The sequence below is a fragment of the Kitasatospora sp. NPDC048286 genome (genome assembly GCF_043201735.1).
Classification (GTDB): domain Bacteria; phylum Actinomycetota; class Actinomycetes; order Streptomycetales; family Streptomycetaceae; genus Kitasatospora.
The window spans coordinates 502,514-526,923 of sequence record NZ_JBICZE010000002.1 but is presented as its reverse complement, the minus strand read 5'-3'; the positions used below and the strand labels follow the sequence as shown (position 1 = coordinate 526,923).

Sequence of the window (24,410 nt, the reverse complement as noted above, 5' to 3'; positions counted from 1 at the left end):
GTCGACCCGGGCACAGGGCTTGAAGGCCGGTGCGAGTTCGCGCACCAGGGTGACGCGGCGAGGTGCGCCGGCACGAGTGCCCCGGGCGGGCCGGGATGTGCGGGCGGCCCGTCGCCGGGGCGGGGCAGGTGTGCGGAGCGTGCCGCCGTCAGCGCTCCGGCGGGTGGAAGGCGACCGGGGCGTCGAAGGCGGCGCGGCGGGTCGTGCGGCGCAGGGCGCGCAGGACGGGGGTGCCGAGGGTCAGGCACAGGACGACGGTCAAGGCAGCCCGCGGAAGGTCCCACCCCAGGGACGTGGTCAGGCAGTACGCCGCGAAGCGGACCAGGTTGGCGGGCAGCGCGTCGCCCGGCACGAAGGAGATGGAGCCGGCCAGGCCGCCGATGTACGGCCAGCCCTGGAGGTTCATGATCGTGCCGTACAGCAGCGACGCGACGGCTCCGTACCCGGCGAGCAGCAGGAGTTCACGGCGGCCACGCAGGGAAGAGGCCCCCGGCAGCAGGCCCGCGCCCAGGCACACCCAGCCCATGGCGAGCATCTGGAACGGCAGCCACGGCCCGACCCCACCCGTGAGCAGCGCGGAGGCGAACATCGACAGCGAGCCGAGCACGAAGCCGAAGCCAGGCCCGAGCACCCGCCCGGACAGCACCATCAGGAAGAACATCGGCTCCAGTCCGGCCGTGCCCGCGCCGAGCGGCCGCAAGGCCGCGCCCGCCGCCGCCAACACCCCCAGCAGGGCCACGGACTTGGCGTCCAGCCCGGGCGCCCCGCCGCCCGCCGTACGGCCCTCGGAGATCTGGGCGACGACGACGGCGAGGAGCAGCGGCAGCAGCAGCGCGAACAGCCAGGGCGCGTCCGCCGAGTGGCCGACCAGCGCCGACCTGGTGGAGGCGAGCAGTGGCCAGCCGAAGGCGGCGACGCCGACGAAGGAGACGGACAGCAGTGCCGTGACGGACCGGCGCCCGAGCGGGACGGGACGAGTGCTCATGCGCCCAGTGCCTCCGCGACCTGCCGCACGGTGAGCCACGGCCCGGGCGCCAGCACCTTGGCGACCTGCGGGGCGAAGGCGGGGGAGGAGACCACCACCTGCGGGGTCGGGCCGTCCGCGACGATCTCGCCCTCGGCCAGGATCACCGTGCGGTGGGCGAGTTCGGCGGCCAGTTCGACGTCGTGGGTGGCGAGCAGCACGGCGTGGCCCTCGACCGCCAGCGAGCGCAGGATCTCCACCAGTCGGGCCTTGGCGGCGTAGTCGAGGCCGCGGGTCGGCTCGTCCAGGAGCAGCAGCGGGGGCCGGGCGGTGAGGACGACGGCGAGGGCGAGGGTGAGCCGCTGGCCCTCGGAGAGGTCGCGCGGGTGGGCGTCGTCGGCGATGCCGGGCAGCAGGCGCTCGACCAGGGCGCGGCAGGTGCCGGCGGCGGCGCCCGCGTCGGTGTCGGCGGCGGCGCACTCGGCGGCGACGGACTCGCCGTACAGCAGGTCGCGCGGGTCCTGCGGGACGAGGCCGACCTCGCGGATCAGCTCGGCGGGCCGGGTGCGGTGCGGGGTGCGGCCGCCGACCCGGACGCTGCCGGAGGCGGGGGCGTGCAGGCCGACCAGACTGCCCAGCAGGGTGGACTTGCCGGCGCCGTTGCGGCCCATCAGGGCGGTGATCTCGCCGGGGTGGAGGGCGAGGTCCACGCCGCGCAGCGCCGGGACGGGGCCGCGCCGGACGGCGAGGCGGTCGGTCACGGCCAGCGGGGACGCGGTCGGGGCGCAGGCGGGGGCCGGGCCGCGGCCGTCCAGTTCGGCGCGCAGCGGGGCGGCCTTGCGGCGGGCGTCGCGGACGGACAGCGGCAGCGGCCGCCAGCCCGCGAGCCGGCCGAGGCCGACCACCGGAGGGTGCACCGGGGAGTGCGCCATCACCTCGGCGGGTTCGCCGAGGACGGGCGGGGCGTCGGGGGTGAGCAGCAGCACCTGGTCGGCGTACTGGACGACCCGCTCCAGCCGGTGCTCGGCCATCAGCACGGTGGTGCCGAGGTCGTGCACCAGCCGCTGGAGGACGGACAGCACCTCCTCGGCCGCGCCCGGGTCGAGCGCCGAGGTGGGTTCGTCTAGCACCAGCACGCGCGGGTGCACGGTGAGCACCGAGCCGATCGCGACGCGCTGCTGCTGGCCGCCGGACAGGGAGTTCAGGGAGCGGTCGCGCAGGTCGGCGAGGCCGAGCAGGTCGAGGGTCTCCTCGACCCGGCGGCGCATCACGTCGCCCGGCAGGCCCAGCGACTCCATGCCGTAGGCGAGTTCGTCCTCCACCGTGTCGGTGACGAAGTGCGCCAGCGGGTCCTGCCCCACCGTGCCGACCAGGTCCGCGAGTTCGCGCGGCCGGTGCTCGCGGGTGTCCCGGCCGTCGACGGTGACCCGGCCGTGCAGCACCCCGCCGGTGAAGTGCGGCACCAGGCCGCTGACCGTCCCCAGCAGGGTGGACTTGCCGGAGCCGGACGGGCCCACCAGCAGGCAGAGTTCGCCCTCGGGGACGGTGAGGTCGACGCCGTTCAGCACGGGCGCGGCGGAGTCCGCGTACCGGACGGAGACCTGCTCGAAGGTGATCACGATGCCCTCCGGGGCGGGGTCGGGGCGGCGAACGCCGGTACCAGGCCGAGCAGGACGGCCAGCACGGCGGCCAGGGGCAGCGCGGGGACGGTCGGCGGGACGACGGTGGGGGCGAACGCGGCCGGGTCCTGCGCGGCCAGGTAGGTGGTGAGGGCGGCCACGGCCACTCCGGAACCGGCGGTCAGCCACTCGGGAAGGGCCCAGGGGTCGGGCCGGTAGCGGCTCCGGACGGACCGTCGGCTGCCGAGCAGCAGCCCGGCGAAGGCGGCGGCCAGGCCGAGCGCCAGGACGGGCAGCGCCCAGCCCGCGCCGTCGGCGGTCAGCAGCCCGTACGCGGCCAGGCAGATCCCGAGCAGTCCGGCCAGGGTGAGCGCGGCCGTCGCCCGGGCGAGCCGGCGCGGGACGTCGGCGGTGCGGCCGAAGCCCCGGGTGTCCATCGCGGCGGCCAGCGCGATGGACCGCTCCAACGCGCCCTCCAGCACCGGGAGTCCGACGCTCAGCACGGCCGCGATGCCCTTGTCGGTGCGGCCGCGCAGCCGGCGGGCGGCGCGCAGCCGGCGGACGTCCGCGATCAGGTTCGGCGCGAAGGTCATCGCCACGACGACGGCGACGCCCGCCTCGTAGAGCGCGCCGGGCAGGGTGCGCAGCAGGCGGGCCGGGCTGGCCAGGGAGTTGGCGGCGCCGACGCAGATCAGCAGGGTCGCCAGCCGGAGCCCGTCGTACAGCGCCGCGAGCAGCCCCTCGGCGGTGACCCGTCCGCCGATCCGCACGCCCTGCGCCCAGGCGGGCAGCGGGAGTTCGGGCAGCGTGAACAGCACGTGGGTGCCGGGGATCGGCGAGCCGAGGAACACCGCGAACACCAGCCGGATGCCCAGTACCAGCAGGCCCAGGCGCAGGAACGCCCCGTACGAGCGCGACCACGGCGCGTCGCCGCGCCGGGCCGCGACCACGTACCCGGCGACGGCGGTGAGCAGCAGCAGGATCGCCGGATTGGTGGTGCGGGTCGCCGCCGCGCCCAGCCCGAGCGCCCACAACCACCAGGCCCCGGGGTGCAGTTGACGGGGGCCGGTGGGCGGCCGGGTGCTACGGGCGGCGGTGCTGCTCACGGAGGTTTCCTGAGTGGGGGGCTAGGAGTGACGGCGGCGGCGGGCCTGCCAGACGGCTCCGCCGGCGAGGACGGCGACCAGCGCGCCGCCGGCGAGCAGGCCGACGTCGGGGCCGCTGCCGCTGCCCTGGTCGGCCGACGCGGCGCCGGCGTCCGGCTGGGCGGCGCCCGCCGCGCCGACCTGGTCGCCGCAGCCCGCCTTCGGGTACCCGGCGATGGCGCACAGCAGCCCGTTGGTGTCGTAGCGCAGCGGCGGGGCGACGGCGGCCAGCACCTCGGCCGAGGTGGCGCGGGGCGCGACGCTCGCGCAGGTCGTGCGCTGCTCGGGCGCGGTGGCCGAAGAGCCGGCGGCGGACGCGCCGGTGTCCTCGGCGGTCCCGAAGTCCAGCACGACGGCCACCCGCTTGCGCCCCTCCTGCGCGGGGGTGTCCGCGCAGATCCCGGCGAAGCTCCCGGCGGCCCGCGGCTTCGCGGCGTCCTGCCCGCCGTCCGGGCTCAGCGCGAATCGCCACCCGTCCACCGCCCCGTCCGGCGGCACCGCGACGGCGGGCCCCTGCTGCTGGTACGTCCAGCCGCCGCCCTCGCCGCCGCGCCAGAACGACCAGTACCGGTACCCGGCGGCCTGCGCGGGCGCGGCGGAGGCGAGCAGCAGCACCGCCCCGAGGAGGGGCAGGAGCAGCGCGGCAAGGCCGGTGGAGGACCGCCGGCCCGGGGCGGGGAGGGGAGCGGCGCGCATCAGAGGTGCTGGTTGCGCTTGCGCTGGAGGCTGAGCAGGAGGCCGCCGCCGACGCCGATGAGGAGGCCGACGCCGATGAGCCAGTACTGGCCGATGCCGCCGTCCTTCTTCTCCTTCGGGGCCTGCGTCGCCGCGGCGGTCGCGGTGGCCTTGGGCGTCGGGCCGAGGGCGGTGAGCTGACCGGTCAGGGCGGCGGTGTCGCGCTGGGCGGCCTGGTCGACCAGCAGGAGGGTGGCGGTGGCGCCGGCGTCGGTGCCGCCCTTCGTCCAGGTGGCGCCCTCCTTGCCGAGCCAGTCGACGGCGCCGGCGGCCTGCTGGGGGTGGCCGCTCTGGGTGAGGGCGAGGGCGGCCCAGGCGGTGGCGGTGTAGTCGGGGGTGGGGGCGGCGCCCGGGGTGGTGAGGCTGAGGTGGTTGCCGCCGGCCGCGAGCTGGGCGGTCAGGTAGGCGCCGACGGCCTCGCCGGAGTCCGCGTGGGCGACCGGGGCCGGGGAGGCCGCCGCGGCGTCGGAGGCGCAGGCGAGGGCCTTGGGCGCGGCGTCGGCGCGCACCGAGGTGGCGACCGGCAGGTGGCCGCCGCCGGCGGCGAGCGCGGCCTGGGCGCTGGCCAGGGCGTTCGGGGTGAGGGCGCCGGAGGCCGGGTCGGGCTGGTACGCGAAGGCGCCGCGCTGGTCGGCGGGGGCGGCGCAGCCGAGCTGGAAGAGGGCGAGCCCGTCGAAGGCGGACTTGCCGGCCTTGGCGACGCCCGCCGGGTCGGCCTTGGCGGCGAACAGCGCGTTGACGGCGAGCCCGGTGGAGTTGGCGTCGCCCGGGCTGCCCGGGTTGTAGGCCCAGCTGCCGTCGGCGTTCTGGTTGGCCTTGAGCCAGGCGACGCCCTTGTCGACGGCGTCCTGGTGCCCGCCGAGGGCGACCAGGGCCTGGACGGCGACGGCGGTGGCGTTGCTGTCCTCGGTCTTGGGGTCGCAGGCCGCGCCGGCGGCCCGGTACGAGGGCCAGCCGCCGTCCTCGCACTGCTGCCCGGTCAGCCAGCCGACCGCGGAGTCGGCCGGGGTGACCTTGGCCGCCGTGAGCGCGGTGAGCGCCAGCGACTGCCGCCAGACGCCGTCGTACGTCGGGTCGCTCTTGCCGTACAGCCCGTCGGCGGCGGGCGGGGTCGGCGCGGGGCTGTCGGCGAGGGCCGGGCCGGCGGCGAGGCCGGTGAGCAGCGCGGCGGACAGGGCGGCGGCGCCCAGGCGGGCGGCGGTCAGCATGGTGCGGTGTGCCTTTCGGTGAGCGGTGGTGGCCCGGGCGGGGCCGGTCCGTAGTCCTCGACGGTGCCGGGCGCGTGCGTCCGGACTGGCCGCTCGCCCCTCCCCGGGTGTTCCGACTCGCCCGGGCGGCCGCGTACGGCGCCGGACTCACGGCTGCGGGGTCAGCGCCGGATTCGCACCGGCTTTCCCCGGGGGAGGAGCGGGATGGAGTTCTGCTGCCTGTCGACTTTAGCCGCCGGAGCGCGCGGAGCGGCCCGGGCCCGGCAGGAACAGGTTCCAGTCGGCGGGTGCGCGGGGGCTGTTCCGGGGCGCGGTGGTCGGCCGGTTCACGGCAGGGTGAGCAGCCGGGCCGCGGTGTGCAGGTCGGCCCGCACCTCGGCGATCGAGGCGCGGCCGGAGAGCCAGGCGACCAGCGCCGAGTGCCAGGTGTGTTCGATCACCCGCACCGCCGCGCGCTGGCTCTCGGTGGGCGGTTCGGACTGGCCGATCGCGTCCAGGATGAGCTGCCCGGTGGCGACGCTGACCCGGTCCACCTCGGCCCCGACCGAGCGGTCCGCGAAGGACAGCGCCCGGACCATCGCCTCGGCCAGCAGCGGTTCGCGCTGCAGCGCGTGGAAGGCCCGGGTGAGGGTGTCGGCGACCCTCGGCGCCGGTTCGAGGTCGGTCGGCGGGTGCCGCCGGATGTGCTCGCGCAGGCCCTGGAGCTGCTCCAGCATCACCGCGACCAGCAGGTGCACCTTGGACGGGAAGTAGCGGTAGAGCGTGCCGAGGGCGACGTGCGCGCCCTCCGCGACCTCCCGCATCTGCACCGCCTCGTACCCGCCCCGCACCGCCAGCGCGGTGGCGGCCCGCAGGATGCGCCGGCGCCGTTCGGCCTGGCTCGCGGTCAGCGGCGGTTCGCCGGGCGGCGGTACGGTCGGCGGGACCGGCGGCAGCGTCGAAGGAGGGGGTGGCGGCAAGGGTGCTCCCGGGCGGGCGAGAGTGGCGGCGTGCTCCACATGGTCGGCAGGATTCGCGTGGTGGGAATCACCAGCCCTGGCTCCTGAGGAAAAGCTACGGGCCGGTATCTTCGAGGTCTCTCATTGTTCACGTGGTCGACGACGAGTTCCCCGGCCACTGGAACCTGATCTACTTTAGCGACCGGAAGCACGACCGGCAGTACCGTCAGCAGCTAGAGAAGAGGGCCCAGGATGATCGCGCAGCCGCTGCGGATTGCCCTGTTGTCGTACCGCGGTGACCCCTTCTGCGGCGGTCAGGGCGTGTACGTACGACACCTCTCCCGGGAGCTGGCCAGGCTTGGCCACCACGTGGACGTGATCGGCGCCCAGCCCTTCCCGGTGCTGGACGAGGTCGAGGGCCCCGGCTCGGTGCGCCTGGTCGAGCTGCCCAGCCTGGACCTCTACCGCGCCGACGACCCGTTCCGCACCCCGGCCCGCGACGAGTTCCGCGGCCCGGTGGACGTGCTGGAGTACGCCACCATGCGCACCGGCGGCTTCCCCGAGCCGCTCACCTTCTCGCTGCGCGCCCGCCGGTACCTGGCCGCCCACAGGGGCCGCTACGACGTGGTGCACGACAACCAGACCCTCGGCTACGGCCTGCTCGGCCTGGCCCGGCACGGCTTCCCGCTGGTCACCACGATCCACCACCCGATCACCGTGGACCGGCAGCTGGAGCTGGACGCCGCCACCACCCGGGGCAAGCGGCTCTCGCTGCGCCGCTGGTACGCCTTCACCCGGATGCAGCGCAGGGTGGCCGCCCGGCTGGACCACGTGATCACCGTCTCCGGCACCTCGCAGCGCGAGATCGCCGAGCACCTGGGCGCCGCACCGGGCGCGATCTCGGTGGTGCCGGTCGGTGCCGACACCCGGCTCTGGTCGCCCTCGGACGCGGTCGAGCGCGTCCCCGGCCGGATCGTCACCACCTCCAGCGCGGACGTCCCGCTGAAGGGCCTGGTCTTCCTGGTCGAGGCGCTCGCCAAGGTCCGCACCGAGCGGGACGCCCACCTGGTGGTGGTCGGCAAGCCGCAGAAGGAGGACGGGCCGGTGGCCGAGGCGGTGCGCCGCTTCGGACTGGCCGAGCACATCGAGTTCCGCAGCGGGCTGAGCGACCGGGAGCTGGTCGACCTCTACCGCTCGGCCGAGGTGGCCTGCGTCCCCTCGCTGTACGAGGGCTTCTCGCTGCCCGCCGCCGAGGCGATGGCCACCGGCACCCCGCTGGTCGCCACCACCGGCGGGGCGATCCCCGAGGTCGCCGGACCGGACGGGGAGACCTGCCTGGCCGTCCCGCCGGGGGAGGCGGACGCGCTGGCCGCGGCGCTCGGCCGGCTGCTGGACGACCCGCGGCTGCGGGCCGCGCTCGGTGCGGCCGGACGGGAGCGGGTGCTCGCCCGGTTCACCTGGGAGCGGGCGGCCGAGCTGACCGCCGAGGCCTACCGCGCGGCGATCGCCACCGGCGTCGGCGCCCGTGCCCGCTCGGGGCCGGGCTGGCGGTACGTGGCCTAGCCACGGCCTCGCCGTTGTCGGGCAGGCGTGGCCTGTCCGACGGAGCGTCAAGAACGCTTGGTAGCAAAAGGAATGGGAGTCCTGAAGTGCTGACCGTCGATTTCTCGCGCTTTCCGCTCGCCCCCGGCGACCGGGTGCTCGACCTGGGCTGCGGCGGGGGCCGGCACGCGTTCGAGTGCTACCGCCGCGGCGCCAACGTGATCGCCCTCGACCAGAACGCCGAGGAGATCGCCGAGGTCAGGAAGTGGTTCGCGGCGATGGAGCAGGCCGGTGAGGCCCCCGAGGGCGCGTCGGCGGTCGCGATGGAGGGCAACGCGCTGGCGCTGCCGTTCGAGGACGAGTACTTCGACAAGATCATCATCTCCGAGGTGATGGAGCACATCCCGGACGACAAGGGCGTGCTCAACGAGATGTTCCGGGTCCTCAAGCCGGGCGGCCTGCTCGCCGTCACCGTGCCGCGCTGGCTGCCGGAGAAGATCTGCTGGGCGCTGTCCGACGAGTACCACGCGAACGAGGGCGGCCACATCCGGATCTACCGGGGCGACGAACTGCTCGGCAAGCTCAAGGACGCCGGCCTGGAGCCGTACGGCACCCACCACGCGCACGCGCTGCACTCGCCGTACTGGTGGATCAAGTGCGCGGTCGGCGTCGACAACGACAAGGCGCTGCCGGTCAAGGCCTACCACCAGCTGCTGGTCTGGGACATCGTCGGCACCCCGGTGATCAGCACCCTCACCAAGGCCGCCGAGCGGGCGCTCAACCCGGTGATCGGCAAGAGCTTCGTCGCGTACGCCTCCAAGCCCAACCGCATCGAGCCCGACCGCATCGAGCCCGACCGCACCGCGGCCGACCACGCCGAGGCCGACCACGCGCCGGGCGGGTCGGCATGACCGCCGCCGTCCCCGAGGTGCTGCTGCTCGACGGGGTGCTCGACGCCGTGCAGGCCGCCGACACCGTGCGCAGCATCCTGGCCGAGCAGCGCCCCGACGGCGCCATACCCTGGTTCGCCGGCCACCACCTCGACCCCTGGGACCACACCGAGGCCGCGATGGCCCTCGACACGGCCGGCGAGCACGCCGCCGCCGAGTCCGCCTACCGCTGGCTCGCGGCCGCCCAGAACCCGGACGGCTCCTGGTACGCGGCGTACACCGACGGCGCGGTCACCGACCGGGCCAAGGAGAGCAACTTCTGCGCGTACATCGCGGTCGGGGTCTGGCACCACCACCTCAGCGCCGGCGACGACGCCTTCCTGGAGTGGATCTGGCCGGTCGTCCGGCGCGCCCTGGACTTCATCGTCGGACTGCGGCTGCCCGGCGGCCCGATCGCCTGGCGGGTCGACGAGGACGGCGCCGCCACCGACGAGGCACTGCTCACCGGCTCGTCCAGCATCCTGCACGCCCTGCGCTGCGGCCTGGCCATCGCCGAGTACCTGGAGGAGCCGCAGCCCGACTGGGAGCTCGCGGCCGGGCGGCTGGGGCACGCCGTCTCCCACCACCCCGAGCGGTTCCTGGACAAGGACCGCTACTCGATGGACTGGTACTACCCGGTGCTCGGCACCGGCCTGCGCGGCGACGCGGCGCTGGCCAGGATCGAGCGGGACTGGGAGCGCTTCGTCGTCCCCGGCCTCGGCGTGCGCTGCGTCAGCGACCGCCCGTGGGTGACCGGCGGGGAGAGCGCCGAGCTGGCGCTCGCGCTCTGGGCGATCGGCCAGTCCGACCGCGCGGTGGACATCCTGCGCTGGATCCAGAAGCACCTGCGGCACGAGGACGGCTCGTACTGGACCGGGTACGTCTTCGAGGACGACGCCATCTGGCCGGAGGAGCGCACCACCTGGACGGCCGGGGCGCTGCTGCTCGCGGTGGCCGCGCTCGGCGGGGACCCGGCGACGGTCGCGGTCTTCGGCGGGGAGCAGCTGCCCGCCGGGCTGGTGGTCGAGGACTGCTGCTGAGTCGGCGAACGCCGAACGCGCGAACGACGAAGGGGCGGGACCGGTTCTCCGGTCCCGCCCCTTCGCGTGTGCGTCCGAGCGCGTCGGCCCGCGGTCGGCCGTGCGGCCGGCCGGGCCGTCAGCCGCGCTGGATGCCCGTGGTGTCGGCCAGCACACCCTGGCTGCCGTCCGGCAGCTGCGCCACCAGCGCGGCGCCGCGCTGCTCGACGGCCAGGTACCAGGTGCCCGGCACGACCTCGCCGACCGGGGCGCCGGCCGGGTTGTCCTTCGGGGCCAGCTGGCGCGGGGCCGGGACGGCGAACCAGAAGGGCTGGAAGTCCGCCGGGGCGGGCGCCTGCTGCGCGGCCGGGGTCGGCTGCGGGGCCTGGGCGGCGGCGTCGTGCGGCTGGGCGGCCTGGACCGGCTGGCCGGGCTGCGGCTGGCCGGCACCCGGGTAGCCGTAGCCGCCCTGGCCGCCGAACGCCGGGTCCTGGCCCTGGGCCGGGTAGCCGTACTGACCGGGCTGGCCGGCACCCGGGTGGCCGGGCTGGCCGGGGTAGCCGTACTGACCGGGGACGGCCGCCGGGCGGTCGGCGACCAGCGGGGCCTTCAGCGCGGGTACCAGGGGGCTCGCGGCGGCGGCGCCGGCCAGCAGGACCAGGGCGATGACGCCGAGCCAGGCGCCGAAGCCGTGGCTGAAGCTGGGGGCCTTCGGGCCGCCGCCCAGCGACCAGAGCGAGGTCCACAGCGCGGCCACGGAGAACGCGATGCCCCACTGGTCCAGCCGCAGGCCGAGCACCTGGCGGGTGGCCGCGGCCGGGCCCTGGAAGCGCTGCACCAGGATCAGCAGGGCGGCGGCGATGCCCAGCAGGTAGATCGAGGGCAGGACGGGGAACAGTTCGGTGCTCCACGCGTTCTGGGTCGTGTCGCCGCAGTACCGGCCGCTGCAGTCCACGGTCCAGTAGGGCAGGAAGGAGGCGATGAAGAGCAGGACGGCCGCGCCCGCGACGGCGGCGTCTCCCCTCGTGAGAGCGCGCAGATTCACTAACGTTCCCCTCGTTGACGTGTCGTGGACGGTGGTTCGTACGGTCGGGCTGACCGGCCGAAACTCCCGAACGGACCAGAAGCCTAGGCCCAACCGTCCTGCCGGTGCACGGCGGGACCGGGAATGGGGCGAAGTCGTTGCAAACCGTGCGGTCCGGTCGGAGCGTCGTCCTCCGGGGGTCTGCGGCTCAACTCCCGCGTCGCTCTTCGGCCTTCTCCTGGGTCGTCAGGAACGCGGTCAGCGCGTCGGCGATCCCCTGGGCCGCTTGCTGGCGCCACTGAGGGTCCGTCATCCGCTTCGCGTCCGTCGAGTTGCGCATGTTACCGCACTCGATGAACACCTTGGGGACGGTGGAGAGGTTGAGGCCGCCCAGGTCGGAGCGGGTGTCCAGGCCGTCCTTGGCGATGTAGTCCGCGTACGGCTCACCGGTCGCGGCGTGGAACCGGTCGCGCAGCAGCAGCCCGAGCCGGTGCGAGGGATCGACGATCGCCGCGTTGTCCGCCTTCCCGGCCACCACCCTGGCGGGCATGATCACGTGGAACCCGCTGCCGCCCGCCGGGCCGCCGTCCCCGTGCACCGAGAGCGCGACGTCGGCGTGCGCGTCGGCGCCCGCGCGGGCGCGTTCGTCGATGCACGGGCCCCACGGGCGGTCGCCGTCCTGCACCAGCACCACCTTGGCGCCCCGGGCGGCCAGGATGGCGCGGGCCCGGCGGGAGACGTCCAGGGTGTACTCGGCCTCGGTGTAGCCGGCGTTGGTCTCGGTCCCGGTGGTGTCGCACTCCTTGCGGGCGTTGCCGATGTCCACCTGGCGGTTGATCTCGGCGGTGTGGGCGGAGTTGCCGGGGTTGTGGCCGGGGTCGAGCAGGACGGTGCGGCCGGCCAGGGCGGCGCCCTCACCGCCGGCGGGCGGGGGCGGGGTCCCGGCGGGTGCGCTGTCGGTGGGCGCCGGGGCGACGGGCGGGGTGAGGGGCGTCGCGGCCGCGCTGTCGGCGGTGCCCGGCTGTCCGGTCGCAGGAGTCGCGGTCGCTGCCGGAGTCGCGGGCGCCGCGGCCCGGGTGGCCGGGGCCGCCGTGGCGCCCGCCGGGTCGGAGCGGTCGAGTGCCCGCCAGCCGAACCAGCCCGCCGTGCAGAGCGGAACGGCCACCGCGGCGGCCGTGGTGGCGCGCAGCAGGGCGGAGCGACGGGGCGGTCGGGGGGCGGAGCCGGTCACTGGTCGGTCAGATCCTGTCCTGGGTGCGCGGAGTCAGGCCGTAGCTCTTCGCGATCGCGTTCCACTTGTTCATGAAGTCCGTCTTCGCCTGGGTGGCCTGCGGGTTGAGCTCGTCGGCGTGCTTCTTGTCCTGGGTGGCCGGGGCCCTGCCGGTGCACCCCTGGGCGGCGACGGAGCGCGCCCAGCTCGCGTACGCCTTGTCGATGTCGGCGGACAGCTGCCAGGCGGACTTCAGCGAGTTCACCGCGTCCGCGCCGCCCGGCACGTCCGTGACGCTCAGCTGGGAGAGCTTGGCCAGCAGGGCGGTCCGCTGGGTCGCTCCGTTGTCGAAGGTCTGCGCGGCACTCTCGATGTCGGCCTTCGGCGGGCAGCTGGTCACCTTGGCGACGGCGCTGCCGATCGGGGCCTTGGCGCTCTCGCCCTCGCTGAGCAGGGCGTCCAGCGCCTGGGCCTGGGCCTGGGCGCCGGGACCGGGGGCGGTCGAGGTCGGGGACGGCGCGCCGGACGCGCTCGCGGCGGCGCTCGGCGCGCCGTCCGTACCCGTGGGAGCGGGGGTGGGCGGCAGGCTGTCCGCGCCGGTCGCCGGGGCGGAGGCCGGGGCGGGCGCGGCCTGGCCGCCCTTGTCTTCGCCGTCGCGGACGGCGAACAGCAGGCCGCCGCCGACCGCCAGCACCAGGAGCAGCGCGAAGCCGATCAGCAGCGGGGCCCTGCGGTTGGCCGGCCGCTCCTCCTCGCCGACGGGGCCGGTGGGGTAGTCGGGCTGGAAGGCGTACGGAGGTGGCGGCGCAGCGGCGGGCGGCTGCAGGAAGTAGTCGTGGCCGGGGTCCTGCTGCGGCACGTGGGCCTGCGGGCCCGGGTGGGAGGGGAACGGCGAGGCCGCGGGCGGGGCGGCCGGGGGCGGCGGGGTGGCGGGGAACAGCCGGGCGGTCGGCGGGTCGTAGCCGGGCGGGGTGGCCGGGTAGGGGCGGGCGCCCGGTGGCGGGCCCTGGTCGCCGACGGCGCCGGGCACGGGCGGCAGGGGTGCGGTGGGCGCGGCGGGTGCCGGGGCGGCGGAGGCCTCGGGCGCGGACCGGGCGTCGGCCGGTTGCTGCGGGCCGCGCACCCAGCCGCCGGCGCCACCGCGCGCGGTGGGGTCCCAGACCGCCGGAGCGCTGTTCTGCTGGTCCGTCATGTCGCTGCTGGCCCCCACCGTCCGCCGATGCTCTGCCTGGTGCTGCGCGGCCACCGTACCGGTCGAACCCCCGCCCGACAGCCCTGGCACGACGTTAGAGCATCGGCTCGGGGAGGCGGGAACGAACGGGTGACCGGTCGGCGGGGCTCAGCCGGCGGGACGGGCTCAGCGGGCGGCGCGGCGCAGGACGCGCAGGGAGCCGGTCACCGAGACCTCCTTGAAGCCCTCGGCCAGCGCCCGCAGGTACACCCGGTACGGGGCCTGGCCGCCGTCCGCAGGGTCCGGGAAGACGTCGTGCACCACCAGCAGGCCCTCCGGCGCCAGGTGCGGGACCCAGCCCTCGTAGTCGCCGGTCGCGTGCTCGTCGGTGTGCCCGCCGTCGATGAACACCAGGCCCAGCGGGCGCCCCCACAGCGCGGCGATCCGCGGCGAGCGGCCGACCAGGGCCACCACGTGCTCCTCCAGCCCGGCCGCGTGCAGGGCGCGGCGGAACCTCGGCAGGGTGTCCATCAGCCCGACCTCGGGGTCGACCAGCGTCGGGTCGTGGTACTCCCAGCCGGGCTGCTGCTCCTCCGAGCCGCGGTGGTGGTCGACGGTCAGCGCGACCGTCCCGGCCTCCCGGGCCGCCGCCGCGAGCAGGATCGCCGAGCGGCCGCAGTAGGTGCCGATCTCCAGCACCGGCAGCCCGGTGCCGGACGCCGCCGCCACCGCCGCCGCGTACAGCGCGAGCCCCTCGTCCACCGGCATGAACCCGGTGGCCCCCTCGAACGCCGCCAGCACCTCGGGCGCCGGTTCGGCGCTCAGCAGCAGGTCGGACATGGGTGCTCCTCGGGGTCGGGACGCGGGCGGACGTGCACGGACCCTACTCGACGGTAGCGGGAGCGGTGGCGCCCGGGGCGCCGGTGCCGGCCGGGGCGTCCGGGCCGGTCGGGGCGTGGAACGCGTTCTAGTCGCGCTGCGCCGACCGTGCCAGAATCGGCGCGACCGTCGATCCGAGGAACACCGGCACCCCGGGAGCAGCACCATGCGCGCAGCCGTCCTGCACGAGACCGGCCAGGAGACCCTCGACGTGCGCGAGGACGTGACGGCCGTGGGCTTCGGGCCGGGCACCGTACGGGTCCGGATGCGCGCCGCCAGCCTCTGCCACTCGGACCTCTCCGCGATGAGCGGCGTGCTGCCGCAGCCCGCGCCGTTCGTCCCCGGGCACGAGGGCGCCGGGGACGTGGTGGAGGTCGGCGAGGGCGTCACCGGCCTCGCCGTCGGCGACCGCGTGGTGCTCTGCTGGATGGCCCCCTGCGGCCACTGCGACCACTGCCGCCAGGACCGCGGCCACCTGTGCGTCGCCAGCCTGCGCGGCCTCGGCGCCCCCGGCTTCCTGATCGCCGAGGGGGAGCTGAGCGCCTCCGGCTTCTACGGCACCGGCGCCTTCGCCGAGGAGGTCGTGGCCGCGGCGAACGCCGTCATCAAGGTGCCCGCCGACCTCCCCTACGAGGCCGCCGCGCTGATCGGCTGCGGGGTGACCACGGGCATCGGCGCCGCGGTGAACACCGCCGGGGTCCAGCCCGGGGCCTCCGTCGCGGTGATCGGGGCGGGCGGCGTCGGCGTGGCCACCGTGCAGGGCGCCCGGGTCTGCGGCGCCGGCCGGATCACCGTCGTCGACCCGGTGGCCTCGCGCCGCGAGCGCGCCCTGGCGTTCGGCGCCACCGAGGCGATCGCGCCCGAGGAGCTGAAGGCGGTGGCCAAGAAGCTGCCCGGCGGCGGCTTCGATCACGTCTTCGAGGCGGTCGGCCGCGCGGCCACCGTCCGGGCCGGCTACGACGCCGCCCGGCGCGGCGGCGCGGTGGTCGTCATCGGCGCGGGCGCGCAGGACGACCTCGCGCAGTTCACCATGGGCGAGCTGTTCTTCAACGAGAAGCGCCTGCTGCCCTCGCTCTACGGCGGGGCGACGGTGTCGCGCACCATCGGCCTCGTCGTGGACCTCTGGCGCGCCGGGCGCGTCGACCTCGACGGCATGGTCACCCACCGGGTGGGGCTCGCGGACGTCAACGAGGCGATCGCGCAGATGCGCAGCGGCGAGGCGCTGCGGACGGTCGTGACGATGGACTGAGGGCGCCGTTCCCCCGGCGGGCTCCGGAAACGGGTCGGGCCCGCCGGGGGAGTGGGTGCACTCCCGGCGGGCCCGCTGCCGGTTCGGTCAGCCCCGCGCCCCGGCCGCGCGGTGGCGGCCGTGCGGGTCGGTCTCCGGGCTGTCGTCGGCGGCGGAGCCACCGCGGTGGCGGCCGTGCGACGCGGTGTCCTTGGCCGTCTTCTCGTCGGCGTCGGTCCCGGTAACCGCGGGTCCGGTGGTGTCGGTGAGGGTGTCGGACATGAGAATCGTCTTTTCCGTGCGGAGGGTGCAGGTCATCGGCGCCCGGCCGGCGCCGGTGGCGCACGGTCGGGTCCCCGATCGGGCGCTCGGTACGCGCCCGCAGCCAGTGATCGCGGCCCGTGCCCCGGCCACCATAACGGCCGGGACGGACGAGATCCTATCGAGATCGTGACGCGAGTCCCGGGCTGGTCGGGGGCCCGGAAGCGAGCCGACGGCCGCCCGGTTCGGGGTGGGTCGGGGACGCCGCGGCGGGGGACGGGCCGGGCCGACAACCGGCGCTCACCCGCGGCGGGTTCACTCGGATCGCCTAGCGCGGCGCCTCCGGCACCGGAGGGTTACCGCCCGCTCAGCCCGGACGGCCGGTCCGCAGGAACGTGGCCAGCAGCTCGTGCAGGACGGCGGCGCCCTCGTCGGCGAGCACCTCGTGCCCGGAGCCGGCCGCCTCGACGTACCGGAAGTCCTCGCCCTCGACCCGGCCGATCCGCAGCAGTTCGTGCCGCAGCGAGCGGGACTGGCTCACCGGCACGACCTCGTCCCGGTTGCCGTGCACCACCAGCAGTGGCGCGCTCAGCCGGTGCGCCAGCTGCAGCACGTCGCGCGGTCCGCGGGGGTCCGCGATCGGCTCGCCGCCGCCCAGCCGGGTGGTCAACGCCCGTACGGGGGGCGCCGACTCGGCCAGCAGCCGGGCGCCGGACAGGAATGGCGCGACCACCGCGCAGCGGGCGACCTGCTCGGCCGGCGCGTGCGCCGCCGCCAGTAGCGCCAGGAAGGCGCCGTAGCTGACCCCGAAGAGGGCCGGCGGCTCCAGGCCGAGGGCGGCGCGCTGGCCCGCGATGCCGTCCAGCAGGTGGAGGACGTCGTCCAGGTCCGGGCCGCCCCAGGCGCCCCGGATGGCCAGCGCGTGCGCCACGCCGTAACCGGTGGAGCCGCGCTGGTTGGGGGCGACGACCGCCAGGCCCTCGGCGGCCATCCGCTGCAGCGCCGGCTCGAACTCCAGCCGCCAGGCGTCCGCCGGGCCGCCGTGCAGCGCCAGCACCAGGTGCGGGCTGCTCAGCCAGGCGTCCCCGCCGTACACCACGGCCTCCAACGGGCCTGCCGGTCCCGCCAGTTCGAGGCTCTGTGCGGGCTGCCAGCGGCCGCCGTCGCCGGGCGGGGTGCTGCCGTCGAGTCGCCAGCCCGGCGGCTCGGTCCGCACCGGGCGCACCCCGCCGGGCTGCCAGGGCAGGACGGTGTCCCGCCACGGGCCGGGCAGCCCCGAGGCCAGCGGCGCGAGTCGCAGCGGCAGCGGCGTCGGTCCGGAGGCGGCCGGGAGCGGGCCGTGCGCCAGCAGCGCGTCCACGTCGAGGGTGGCCAGCGCGGTCGGGTGGTCGGGCGAGGAGTACGGCAGCCGCAGCCCCGCCGCGTCCCAGTGGCCGACCGCGCCGAGCCGCCCGGGCGGCACCGGCAGCGGGTCCAGCCGCCCGGTCGAGGGCCGCCACAGCGCGAGCGCCGACCCCGCGCCGTGGTCGATCTGCACCGCGACCCGCGGGTCGTCCGCCGCCACCCGCAGCGCCACCGGCCGCAGGACCATGCCCGTGACGTGCAGGCACTCCGGGAACCGCAGCGGCTGCCCGGCGCCGAGGACGCCCCAGCCGAGCCGGTCGGTGCCGGGCGCGTCGCTGCGCACCATCGCGAACCGGCTGTCCGGGTCGAACAGCACCAGGCGGTCGTTGCTCTGCGGGCCGATCTCCAGCAGCGGGCTGGTCCGGCCGGTGCGCAGGTCGAGCACCACGCTGCGGACCAGGCCGGCGTTCACCCGGTCCAGCGCGAGCAGTGTGCCCGTACGGTCCAGCCAGGTGCCGCCGCCGTGCAACCCGGGGATCTCGGCGACCTGTTCGGGCTCGCTGCCGTCCGTGCGCACCAGCCAGGCGGTGGTCGCCGGGCGGGTGTCGCTGCCGAGCGCGACCGCCACCGGCGTCCGCGGACCGGCGTCGTCCCGCGCCGGGAGCGGCAGCAGGCGCAGTCCGGCCATCCGCAGTGAGCCCGACTGCTGCTCCAGGGTGCCGGTTTCGCCGGGCGAGAGGCGGACCAGGTCGTGCCGGTCGCCGTCGTGCCGGCAGGTCAGCACCGAGCCGTCCGACAGGGCGACCAGCTGCGAGCGCGGGCTCTCCGAGCGGTTGCCGGGCAGCGGCAGCGGGGTCGGCGCGGCCGGCTCTCCGTCCGGCGGCAGTCGCCAACTCTCCACGTACCAGCCGCTGTCGGCGGCGGAGGCGAGGCAGGCGGCGTGGCTGCCGTCGGCGGCGAAGGCGAAGCTCAGCCGGCGCAGGGCCTGGGTCGCGGTCCGGGTGGCCACGTTCATGCTCCGCTCACCCCGGTGGTGCCGGACGGGTCCGTTCGGTCGGGCGGCTGCCGGCGTACGGCCGGTGGTGCCGGGGCCGGCCGGAGCCGGGGCCCGCCATGGCGCGGTCGCCGCGGGAAGGCCGCCGGGCCCGCCGGGTCGTCCTCGTTCAGCGCCGCCCGTACCCGGGCCACCGCCCATCGCCGCTCCGGATCCTCGGCCCGCAGCCCGAGGACCGCCGGCGCCAGCCGCCGCGCCGTCCCGCCGGTCCTGGCCGCGAGGGCGAGCCAGCGGCCGAGGCGCTCGGCGGCCGGGCGGGCCCGCGGGAGGTCCTCCGGCAGCAGCGGGTCGTGGCCGGTGGCCAGCAGGAAGAGCAGGCCGCCGAGGGCGTACAGGTCGACGGCCGGGTCGGCGACGCGGCCGCGGGCGGCGAGCGCGAGCCGGCCGGGCCCGTGTTCGGGGGCGCGGTAGCCGGGGGTGCAGCCCGCGCCCGCGAGCCGTCCGGCCTCGGTGGCGCGTTCGAGGTCGACCAGCCGCGGCGTGCCGTCCGGGCGGACCATGACGTTGCCGGGGGAGAGGTCGTGCAGCACCAGCCCCTGGGCGTGGACCCGCTCGACCAGGTCGAGCAGGCCGTGCGCGACCGGCCCGGCCTCGGCCCAGTCGACGCCGGGGCCGCCGTCGCGCCGCAGCCGGGCGGCCACCCAGCAGCCGAGGGGCTGCCCGGTGATTCGTTCCTGCACCAGGAAGAGGGAGTCCTCCTCTTCGATCAGTTCGAGGGGGCGCGGCGCCAGCCCCCGCCCCGCCGGCCGGTCGAGCAGCGCGGCCTCGTGTCGCAGCGCCTCGCGGGCGTCGGTGCCGGCCCGGCCCACCTCCAGGTGTGCCCGGGCCTGCTTGACCACGACCTCGGCGCCGCTCGCCACCTCCCGGCCGTCCTCGCCCGGCTCCGCCGGCGGCGCGAACGCGCCGTACCGGTAGTGCACCCGGCTCCCGGCCCGGTACGGCCGGTCGGAGGGCACCACCGGGCCCGGCAGCCCAGCGGTGGCCCGGTCCAGTTCGGCCGCCAGTCGCTGGAACTGGGCGTCGTCGGCCGGGTAGACGGTGATGAACTCGCCCGCCGCGCCGCGGTCGCCGTTCCGGGAGTTGAGCTCGCTCAGGTGCTCCTGGGCGGCGGCGAACCTGAAGCGGCACGGGTCCCCGGCGAGCACCCGGACCACCGCCGAGAGCACCGCCTCGCCCGCCGCCGAGGCCGCGCTCACCCGGAGCTTCCAGCCCCGCTCCGGCAGCGGCGCGGACGCGGACGGCCTGGCCGTGCACCAGGAGCCACCGACGGTGACGTCCCAGTCCCCGCCACCTCCCCGGCCTCCGGCACCGGCCAGTGCCGCCCGCGTCGTCTCCGGCCACGAACCCGCCGCTCCCGGTCCACGGTCCACCGATCCCCTCTCCCCGGCCGTGCGCAGCGATGTGCCCGCCGCCATCCGCCACCACATCCCTTCGTCACGGCCGCCGTCCCAGGGTGCCCACTGCTCGCTCGGCACCCGGGTGCGCGGCCCGGCCTGATCGGTTCCCTCGGAAGGAGCGGCGGTGCCGCCCCGGTGCGGGAGCGCCCACCCGGATCCCGTCCGGCCCGGCGTGGCATCCGCCCGACTCCTGGCCGTGGCTGCCGCCGGGGCAACTCCCGTTCGCAGGAGTGAAGTTACTTTCGAGCCAGCCGAAGCCTCAATGCAGAGCCGGTCACTTCACTCGTAAGGGTGATCAGGGCGCGGTTTCGAATTCGTACGAGAACACTGCTGTGAGTAACGGGCGCCCGGCGCGCGGCCGCGTACGGAGCGCGTGGAGACCGCCGGGCGCCTCCCGTCGCGGATTGACGCGCACCCGTACGCCCACAGCTCCCGCGTCCGAACGGCGGTGACGGTTCCCCCGGCAGCCCGCCGAACGGCCGAGGCCCGACCGCCCCCGCGCGCACGGTAGTCTCGACAGGTGCCGAAACTGTCCGACGTCATCACCGCGCTCGAAGAGGTCTACCCCCCGCAGTGGGCGGAGTCCTGGGACGCAGTCGGCCTGGTCTGCGGAGACCCTCAGGCCGAGGTCAACCGCGTGCTGTTCGCCGTCGACCCCGTCCAGGCGGTCGTCGACGAGGCCGTGGAGTGGGGCGCCGACCTCGTGGTCACCCACCACCCCCTCTACCTGCGCGGCACCACCAGCGTCGCCGCCACCACCTTCAAGGGCCGGGTGGTGCACACGCTGATCACCAACGGCATCGCCCTGCACGTCGCCCACACCAACGCCGACCACGCCGACCCCGGCGTCTCGGACGCCCTCGCCGAGGCGGTGGGCCTGCGGGTGACCGGCCCGCTGGTGCCGGATCCGACCGACCCGCTGGGCCGCCGCGGCTCCGGCCGGATCGGCCTGCTGGAGCCCCCGCTGACCCTCGCCGCCTTCGCCGCGCGGGTGGCCGAGGGCCTGCCCGCCACCGCCGCGGGCGTCCGCGTCTCCGGCGACCCCGACCGGCTGATCGGCCGGGTCGCGGTGTGCGGCGGCTCCGGCGACAGCTTCTTCGCCGACGTCCGGTCGGCCGGCGTGGACGCCTACCTGACCGCCGACCTGCGTCACCACCCGGCCTCCGAGGCCGCCGAGGCGGCGCCCGTCGCGCTGCTCGACGCCGCCCACTGGGCCACCGAGTGGCCCTGGCTCACCCTGGCCGAGCGGGCCCTGCTGGCCGCCGCCGACAAGCGCGGCTGGGCCGTGGAGACCAAGGTCTCCCACCGGGTCACCGACCCGTGGACCGCGCACGCCCCCATGTCCTTCACCGCCTGACCCGATTCACAGGAGCTCTCCGCTTGAACGCCGCGCCCGCCGACCAGATCCGCCTGCTCGACCTCCAGGCCATCGACTCGAAGCTCGACCAGCTGGCCCACCGGCGCCGGAGCCTGCCCGAGCACGCCGAGATCGAGAAGGCCACCGCCGACCACACCGCCCTCAAGGACCTCGTCGTCGCCGCCGAGGCCCAGAAGGGCGACACCGCCCGCGAGCTGACCAAGGCCGAGCAGGACGTCGAGCAGGTCCGCTCCCGTGCCGCCCGCAACCAGCAGCGCCTGGACTCCGGCGCGATCACCTCGCCGAAGGACCTGGAGAACCTCCAGCACGAGATCGGCTCGCTCGCCAAGCGCCAGGGCGACCTGGAGGACGTCGTGCTGGGGATCATGGAGCGCCAGGAGAGCGCCATCAGCCGGGTCGAGGAGCTGTCCGCCCGCCTGGAGCACTCCACCGTCGTGCTCAAGGAGGCCGAGGGCCGCCGCGACGCCTCCTTCGCCGAGATCGACACGGAGGCCGACAAGGTCAAGCGCGACCGCGAGACCGTCGCCGCCGTCATCCCGGCCGACCTGCTGAAGGTCTACACCAAGCTGCGCGAGACCCAGGGCGGCGTCGGCGCGGCCCGCCTCTACCAGCGCCGCTGCGAGGGCTGCCGCACCGAGTTCTCGATCACCGAGCTGAACGCCATCAAGGCCGAGCCGGCCGACAAGGTCGTCCGTTGCGAGAACTGCTCGCGGATCCTGGTCCGCACCTCCGACTCGGGCGTCTGAGCCGGTGACGGCGCGCTTCATCGTCGAAGCCGACGGCGGGTCCCGGGGCAACCCGGGGCCGGCCGGCTACGGCGCGGTGGTCCGCGACGGGGACACCGGGCAGATCATCGCCGAGGCCGCCGAGTTCATCGGCCACGCCACCAACAACGTGGCCGAGTACAAGGGCCTGATCGCCGGGCTCAAGGCGGCCCGGGAGCTGGACCCGGACGCCTCGGTGGACGTCCGGATGGACTCCAAGCTGGTCGTCGAGCAGATGTCCGGGCGCTGGAAGATCAAGCACCCCGACATGCAGCCGCTCGCCGCCGAGGCGCGCACCGTCTTCCCGCGCGCCAGGGTCACGTACACCTGGATCCCGCGCGAGCGGAACAAGGACGCCGACCGGCTGGCCAACGAGGCGATGGACGCGGGCAAGGCCGGGCGCCAGTGGGAGCCCCGCAAGCCGGCGGCGGCCACCGTCGAGGAACCCCTGCCGGAGCCCCCCGCCGCCAAGGCCGGCTGGGCCGCCCCCGCCGACCTCGGCACCCCCACCACCTTCGTCCTGCTGCGCCACGGCGAGACCCCGCTCACCCCGGAGAAGCGCTTCTCCGGCAGCGGCGGCAGCGACCCGGAGCTCTCCGACAAGGGCCGCTGGCAGGCCGAGCGGGCCGCCGAGGCGCTGGCCGCGCGCGGCAGTGTCCAGGCGGTCGTCGCCTCCCCGATGCGCCGCACCCGGCAGACCGCCGAGACCGTCGCCGCCCGGCTCGGCCTGGAGGTCCGGTACGAGGACGGGCTGCGCGAGGTCGACTTCGGCGACTGGGAGGGCCTGACCTTCGCCGAGGTGCGGGAGCGGTACCCGGACGACCTGACCGCCTGGCTCGGCTCCGCCAAGGCCAAGCCGACCGGCAGCGGCGAGAGCTTCACCACGCTCACCCACCGGGCCGGCGTCGCCCGGGATAAGATCCTCGCCCGGTACGCGGGCAAGACCGTGCTGGTGGTCTCGCACGTCAGCCCGATCAAGACCCTGGTCCGGCTGGCGCTCGGCGCCCCGCCGGACTCGATGTACCGGATGGAGCTGTCCGCCGCCTCGATCTGCGCCGTCCAGTACTACGCGGACGGCAACGCCTCGCTGCGGCTGCTCAACGACACCTCGCACCTGCGCTGACCCGCCCCTCGGGGGAGGGGTCAGTGCACCTCGGTGACCACCACGTCCAGCTGCCACGGCTTGCGCGCCGTGCCCTGGGCCGCCAGCTCCACGTGGTGGCCCAGGTCCAGCAGCGCCTCCATCAGCGCGTCGGGGGTCTTCGGCTCGGCGCCGGCGAGCAGCAGGTCCCGGACGATCCGGCCCTTCGTCGCCTTGTTGAAGTGGCTGACCACGGTGCGCTTGCCGTTGCGCTCCTGGAGCACCCGGACGGTCGCCGTGCGGGAGGCCACCTCGCCGGCCGGCTTCCAGGCCGCCGCGTACGCGGAACTGCGCAGGTCCAGCACCAGCCCGTCCGCGACGTCCGGGAGCACGGAGGCCGTCGCGCTCCGCCAGTACGCGCCGAGCGCCCCCAGCTCGGGGAGCTTCACGCCCATCGAGCAGCGGTAGGACGGGATCCGGTCGGAGATCCGCACGGCGCCCCAGAGGCCGGAGAAGACCAGCAGCGAACGCTCGGCCCGGTCGTACGCGGCCTCGTCCAGGGTGGCCAGGCCGAGGTTGTCGAACAGCACCCCGGTGTACACCTCGCCCGCCGGGCGGGCGCCGGCCGTCGGCAGTGCGGCGTTCCTGGCGATCTCGCCGCGCAGGCCGGGGGAGAGACCGAGTACCCCGGCGGCGGTGTCCTCGTCGCCCCGGCACAGGCCCACCAGCGCGTCCAGCACCGCGCCGCGCGCCGCCGTCAGCCCGGGCAGCGACAGCCGCTCCAGCTCCACCGGCGCGCCGTCCCCGGACCCGGACTTGCCCTCCGAGGGCGGCAAAAGCACCAGCACAGCGGACACCTCAACAATCTGTGGCAGACGAACCCCGCAACCCTACTGCGGCCGCCGCCCCGACCCCGCCCCCGCGACCACCGCGGCCCCGGCCCCCAGCGCGGCACAGAGCGGCGAGTAGTACCGTGCGTTCAGCCGGCGGAACCGCTCCGAGCGCTCACTGACCCGCCCGAACACCACCGGACCGGCCAGCCCGCGCGCCAGCAGCACCCCCGCCACCGTCCGCACCCCGGCCCGCCGCAGCCGCCGCGGCCCCACCGCCGGCAGCACGCCGGCCTCCGCCCCCACCAGGTACGCCCCGGCCCCGAGCGCCCCCGCCACCGCCAGGCACGCGGACACCGGCGGCACCCCGTCGCCCCGGCCCACCACGGCGTCCGCGAACTCCTCCGCGGACCCCAGCGGCCACGGCGTCACCGTCCACACCGCGTGCAGCACCCCGGTCGCCCCCAGCACCGCGGCCACCGCGCCCCCGGCCGCCCGCACCGCACCACTCATCGCCCGAACCCCCTTCGTACACCGTCGGCTGCCCCCACCGTACGAGCGCTTACGTCGGTCCGGCCCCCCGCCCGCCGGAGCCGGGGAAGCCCGCGCCGCGCCCGCCGCCGCTCCCGCGCCCGCCCGCGACGCGCCGGCCGCCGCTCCGGCGCCGCCACCCGGACGCGCCGCCCACCC

The 24,410-nt window shown here is 76.2% G+C and carries 22 protein-coding genes and 1 riboswitch; of the genes, 7 read left to right on the top strand and 15 right to left on the bottom strand.

Annotated elements, in window-relative coordinates; all coding sequences use genetic code 11:
- Nucleotides 1-148: 148 nt before the first annotated feature.
- From ACGF13_RS06675 to ACGF13_RS06650, 6 genes are all read right to left on the bottom strand, one after another.
- Nucleotides 149-985, bottom strand: coding sequence for an ECF transporter S component (locus tag ACGF13_RS06675; protein ID WP_392869599.1), 837 nt, complete (start codon nt 983-985; stop codon nt 149-151).
- Nucleotides 982-2,583: an ABC transporter ATP-binding protein gene (locus ACGF13_RS06670; protein WP_392869598.1), complete on the bottom strand. Its 1,602-nt coding sequence runs from the start codon at nt 2,581-2,583 to the stop codon at nt 982-984. Before ACGF13_RS06670 ends, ACGF13_RS06675 begins: the two co-directional genes overlap by 4 nt.
- A complete protein-coding gene (locus ACGF13_RS06665; RefSeq protein ID WP_392869597.1) occupies nt 2,580-3,689 on the bottom strand; it encodes an energy-coupling factor transporter transmembrane component T in 1,110 nt (369 codons plus the stop codon). The genes ACGF13_RS06670 and ACGF13_RS06665 overlap by 4 nt, the downstream gene beginning before the upstream one ends.
- 21 nt (nt 3,690-3,710) lie before the next feature.
- Nucleotides 3,711-4,424 (bottom strand): SCO2322 family protein, encoded by a 714-nt coding sequence (locus ACGF13_RS06660; protein ID WP_392869596.1) that lies wholly within the window; start codon nt 4,422-4,424, stop codon nt 3,711-3,713.
- Nucleotides 4,424-5,671 (bottom strand): prenyltransferase/squalene oxidase repeat-containing protein, encoded by a 1,248-nt coding sequence (locus tag ACGF13_RS06655; RefSeq protein ID WP_392869595.1) that lies wholly within the window; start codon nt 5,669-5,671, stop codon nt 4,424-4,426. Before ACGF13_RS06655 ends, ACGF13_RS06660 begins: the two co-directional genes overlap by 1 nt.
- 105 nt (nt 5,672-5,776) lie before the next feature.
- Nucleotides 5,777-5,860, bottom strand: a riboswitch (cobalamin riboswitch).
- Between the two features lie 137 nt (nt 5,861-5,997).
- Entirely contained in the window at nt 5,998-6,630 is a 633-nt protein-coding gene (locus ACGF13_RS06650; RefSeq protein WP_392869594.1) for a TetR family transcriptional regulator, read from the bottom strand.
- Between the two features lie 231 nt (nt 6,631-6,861).
- Between ACGF13_RS06650 and ACGF13_RS06645 the strand changes: the two genes are divergently transcribed.
- From ACGF13_RS06645 to ACGF13_RS06635, 3 genes are all read left to right on the top strand, one after another.
- Nucleotides 6,862-8,172, top strand: coding sequence for a glycosyltransferase family 4 protein (locus tag ACGF13_RS06645; protein ID WP_392869593.1), 1,311 nt, complete (start codon nt 6,862-6,864; stop codon nt 8,170-8,172).
- A gap of 86 nt (nt 8,173-8,258) precedes the next feature.
- On the top strand, nt 8,259-9,062 hold the full coding sequence (locus tag ACGF13_RS06640) for a class I SAM-dependent methyltransferase (protein ID WP_392869591.1): 804 nt from the start codon (nt 8,259-8,261) through the stop codon (nt 9,060-9,062).
- The gene (locus ACGF13_RS06635; protein WP_392869589.1) at nt 9,059-10,120 is read left to right on the top strand and encodes a prenyltransferase; all 1,062 of its coding nucleotides are present in this window, start codon (nt 9,059-9,061) and stop codon (nt 10,118-10,120) included. Before ACGF13_RS06640 ends, ACGF13_RS06635 begins: the two co-directional genes overlap by 4 nt.
- 118 nt (nt 10,121-10,238) lie before the next feature.
- Here the strand turns inward: ACGF13_RS06635 and ACGF13_RS06630 are convergent, their stop codons facing one another.
- The 4 genes from ACGF13_RS06630 to ACGF13_RS06615 all read right to left on the bottom strand — a co-directional run bounded on the left by ACGF13_RS06630 (nt 10,239) and on the right by ACGF13_RS06615 (nt 14,344).
- Nucleotides 10,239-11,144, bottom strand: coding sequence for a hypothetical protein (locus ACGF13_RS06630; RefSeq protein ID WP_392869587.1), 906 nt, complete (start codon nt 11,142-11,144; stop codon nt 10,239-10,241).
- 187 nt (nt 11,145-11,331) lie between these two features.
- Nucleotides 11,332-12,354 carry an N-acetylmuramoyl-L-alanine amidase gene (locus ACGF13_RS06625; protein WP_392869585.1) on the bottom strand — a complete coding sequence of 341 codons (1,023 nt, stop codon included), beginning with the start codon at nt 12,352-12,354 and terminating at the stop codon, nt 11,332-11,334.
- Between the two features lie 7 nt (nt 12,355-12,361).
- Nucleotides 12,362-13,525 (bottom strand): hypothetical protein, encoded by a 1,164-nt coding sequence (locus ACGF13_RS06620; protein WP_392869583.1) that lies wholly within the window; start codon nt 13,523-13,525, stop codon nt 12,362-12,364.
- 165 nt (nt 13,526-13,690) lie between these two features.
- Nucleotides 13,691-14,344, bottom strand: coding sequence for a class I SAM-dependent methyltransferase (locus ACGF13_RS06615; protein WP_392869582.1), 654 nt, complete (start codon nt 14,342-14,344; stop codon nt 13,691-13,693).
- Between the two features lie 205 nt (nt 14,345-14,549).
- On the opposite strand from ACGF13_RS06615, the gene ACGF13_RS06610 reads away from it, so the two are divergent.
- Nucleotides 14,550-15,632 (top strand): alcohol dehydrogenase catalytic domain-containing protein, encoded by a 1,083-nt coding sequence (locus ACGF13_RS06610; RefSeq protein ID WP_392869580.1) that lies wholly within the window; start codon nt 14,550-14,552, stop codon nt 15,630-15,632.
- A gap of 87 nt (nt 15,633-15,719) precedes the next feature.
- Here ACGF13_RS06610 and ACGF13_RS06605 read toward each other — a convergent pair whose 3' ends face one another.
- The 3 genes from ACGF13_RS06605 to ACGF13_RS06595 form a co-directional block, all read right to left on the bottom strand.
- Nucleotides 15,720-15,893, bottom strand: coding sequence for a hypothetical protein (locus ACGF13_RS06605; RefSeq protein WP_392869578.1), 174 nt, complete (start codon nt 15,891-15,893; stop codon nt 15,720-15,722).
- 346 nt (nt 15,894-16,239) lie between these two features.
- On the bottom strand, nt 16,240-18,231 hold the full coding sequence (locus tag ACGF13_RS06600) for an alpha/beta hydrolase family protein (protein ID WP_392869576.1): 1,992 nt from the start codon (nt 18,229-18,231) through the stop codon (nt 16,240-16,242).
- Nucleotides 18,228-19,640, bottom strand: coding sequence for a hypothetical protein (locus ACGF13_RS06595; protein WP_392869574.1), 1,413 nt, complete (start codon nt 19,638-19,640; stop codon nt 18,228-18,230). The genes ACGF13_RS06600 and ACGF13_RS06595 overlap by 4 nt, the downstream gene beginning before the upstream one ends.
- A 547-nt stretch (nt 19,641-20,187) precedes the next feature.
- Here ACGF13_RS06595 and ACGF13_RS06590 point away from each other — a divergent pair.
- The 3 genes from ACGF13_RS06590 to ACGF13_RS06580 are packed head-to-tail and all read left to right on the top strand — an operon-like array spanning nt 20,188 to nt 22,932.
- Nucleotides 20,188-21,024, top strand: a complete 837-nt coding sequence (locus ACGF13_RS06590) for a Nif3-like dinuclear metal center hexameric protein (RefSeq protein ID WP_392869572.1) — start codon at nt 20,188-20,190, stop codon at nt 21,022-21,024.
- Between the two features lie 23 nt (nt 21,025-21,047).
- Complete coding sequence (locus tag ACGF13_RS06585) at nt 21,048-21,791, top strand: zinc ribbon domain-containing protein (protein ID WP_392869570.1); 744 nt, start codon at nt 21,048-21,050, stop codon at nt 21,789-21,791.
- 4 nt (nt 21,792-21,795) lie between these two features.
- Nucleotides 21,796-22,932, top strand: a complete 1,137-nt coding sequence (locus tag ACGF13_RS06580) for a bifunctional RNase H/acid phosphatase (RefSeq protein ID WP_392869568.1) — start codon at nt 21,796-21,798, stop codon at nt 22,930-22,932.
- 20 nt (nt 22,933-22,952) lie between these two features.
- Here the strand turns inward: ACGF13_RS06580 and yaaA are convergent, their stop codons facing one another.
- Together yaaA and ACGF13_RS06570 are read right to left on the bottom strand one after the other, a co-directional pair.
- Nucleotides 22,953-23,738, bottom strand: coding sequence for a peroxide stress protein YaaA (gene yaaA, locus ACGF13_RS06575; RefSeq protein ID WP_392870084.1), 786 nt, complete (start codon nt 23,736-23,738; stop codon nt 22,953-22,955).
- A 42-nt stretch (nt 23,739-23,780) separates the two neighbouring features.
- Nucleotides 23,781-24,233 carry a DUF3995 domain-containing protein gene (locus ACGF13_RS06570; protein ID WP_392869566.1) on the bottom strand — a complete coding sequence of 151 codons (453 nt, stop codon included), beginning with the start codon at nt 24,231-24,233 and terminating at the stop codon, nt 23,781-23,783.
- Nucleotides 24,234-24,410: the final 177 nt, after the last annotated feature.

What these genes read in the sequence shown, in the direction of transcription:
- ACGF13_RS06660 (WP_392869596.1), bottom strand. Translation starts at nt 4,424, where the DNA reads ATGCGCGCCGCTCCCCTCCCCGCCCCGGGCCGGCGGTCCTCCACCGGC.
- ACGF13_RS06600 (WP_392869576.1), bottom strand. Translation starts at nt 18,231, where the DNA reads ATGAACGTGGCCACCCGGACCGCGACCCAGGCCCTGCGCCGGCTGAGC.
- ACGF13_RS06615 (WP_392869582.1), bottom strand. Translation starts at nt 14,344, where the DNA reads ATGTCCGACCTGCTGCTGAGCGCCGAACCGGCGCCCGAGGTGCTGGCG.
- ACGF13_RS06635 (WP_392869589.1), top strand. Translation starts at nt 9,059, where the DNA reads ATGACCGCCGCCGTCCCCGAGGTGCTGCTGCTCGACGGGGTGCTCGAC.
- ACGF13_RS06610 (WP_392869580.1), top strand. Translation starts at nt 14,550, where the DNA reads ATGCGCGCAGCCGTCCTGCACGAGACCGGCCAGGAGACCCTCGACGTG.
- ACGF13_RS06605 (WP_392869578.1), bottom strand. Translation starts at nt 15,893, where the DNA reads ATGTCCGACACCCTCACCGACACCACCGGACCCGCGGTTACCGGGACC.
- ACGF13_RS06645 (WP_392869593.1), top strand. Translation starts at nt 6,862, where the DNA reads ATGATCGCGCAGCCGCTGCGGATTGCCCTGTTGTCGTACCGCGGTGAC.
- ACGF13_RS06675 (WP_392869599.1), bottom strand. Translation starts at nt 985, where the DNA reads ATGAGCACTCGTCCCGTCCCGCTCGGGCGCCGGTCCGTCACGGCACTG.
- ACGF13_RS06570 (WP_392869566.1), bottom strand. Translation starts at nt 24,233, where the DNA reads ATGAGTGGTGCGGTGCGGGCGGCCGGGGGCGCGGTGGCCGCGGTGCTG.
- ACGF13_RS06620 (WP_392869583.1), bottom strand. Translation starts at nt 13,525, where the DNA reads ATGACGGACCAGCAGAACAGCGCTCCGGCGGTCTGGGACCCCACCGCG.
- ACGF13_RS06655 (WP_392869595.1), bottom strand. Translation starts at nt 5,671, where the DNA reads ATGCTGACCGCCGCCCGCCTGGGCGCCGCCGCCCTGTCCGCCGCGCTG.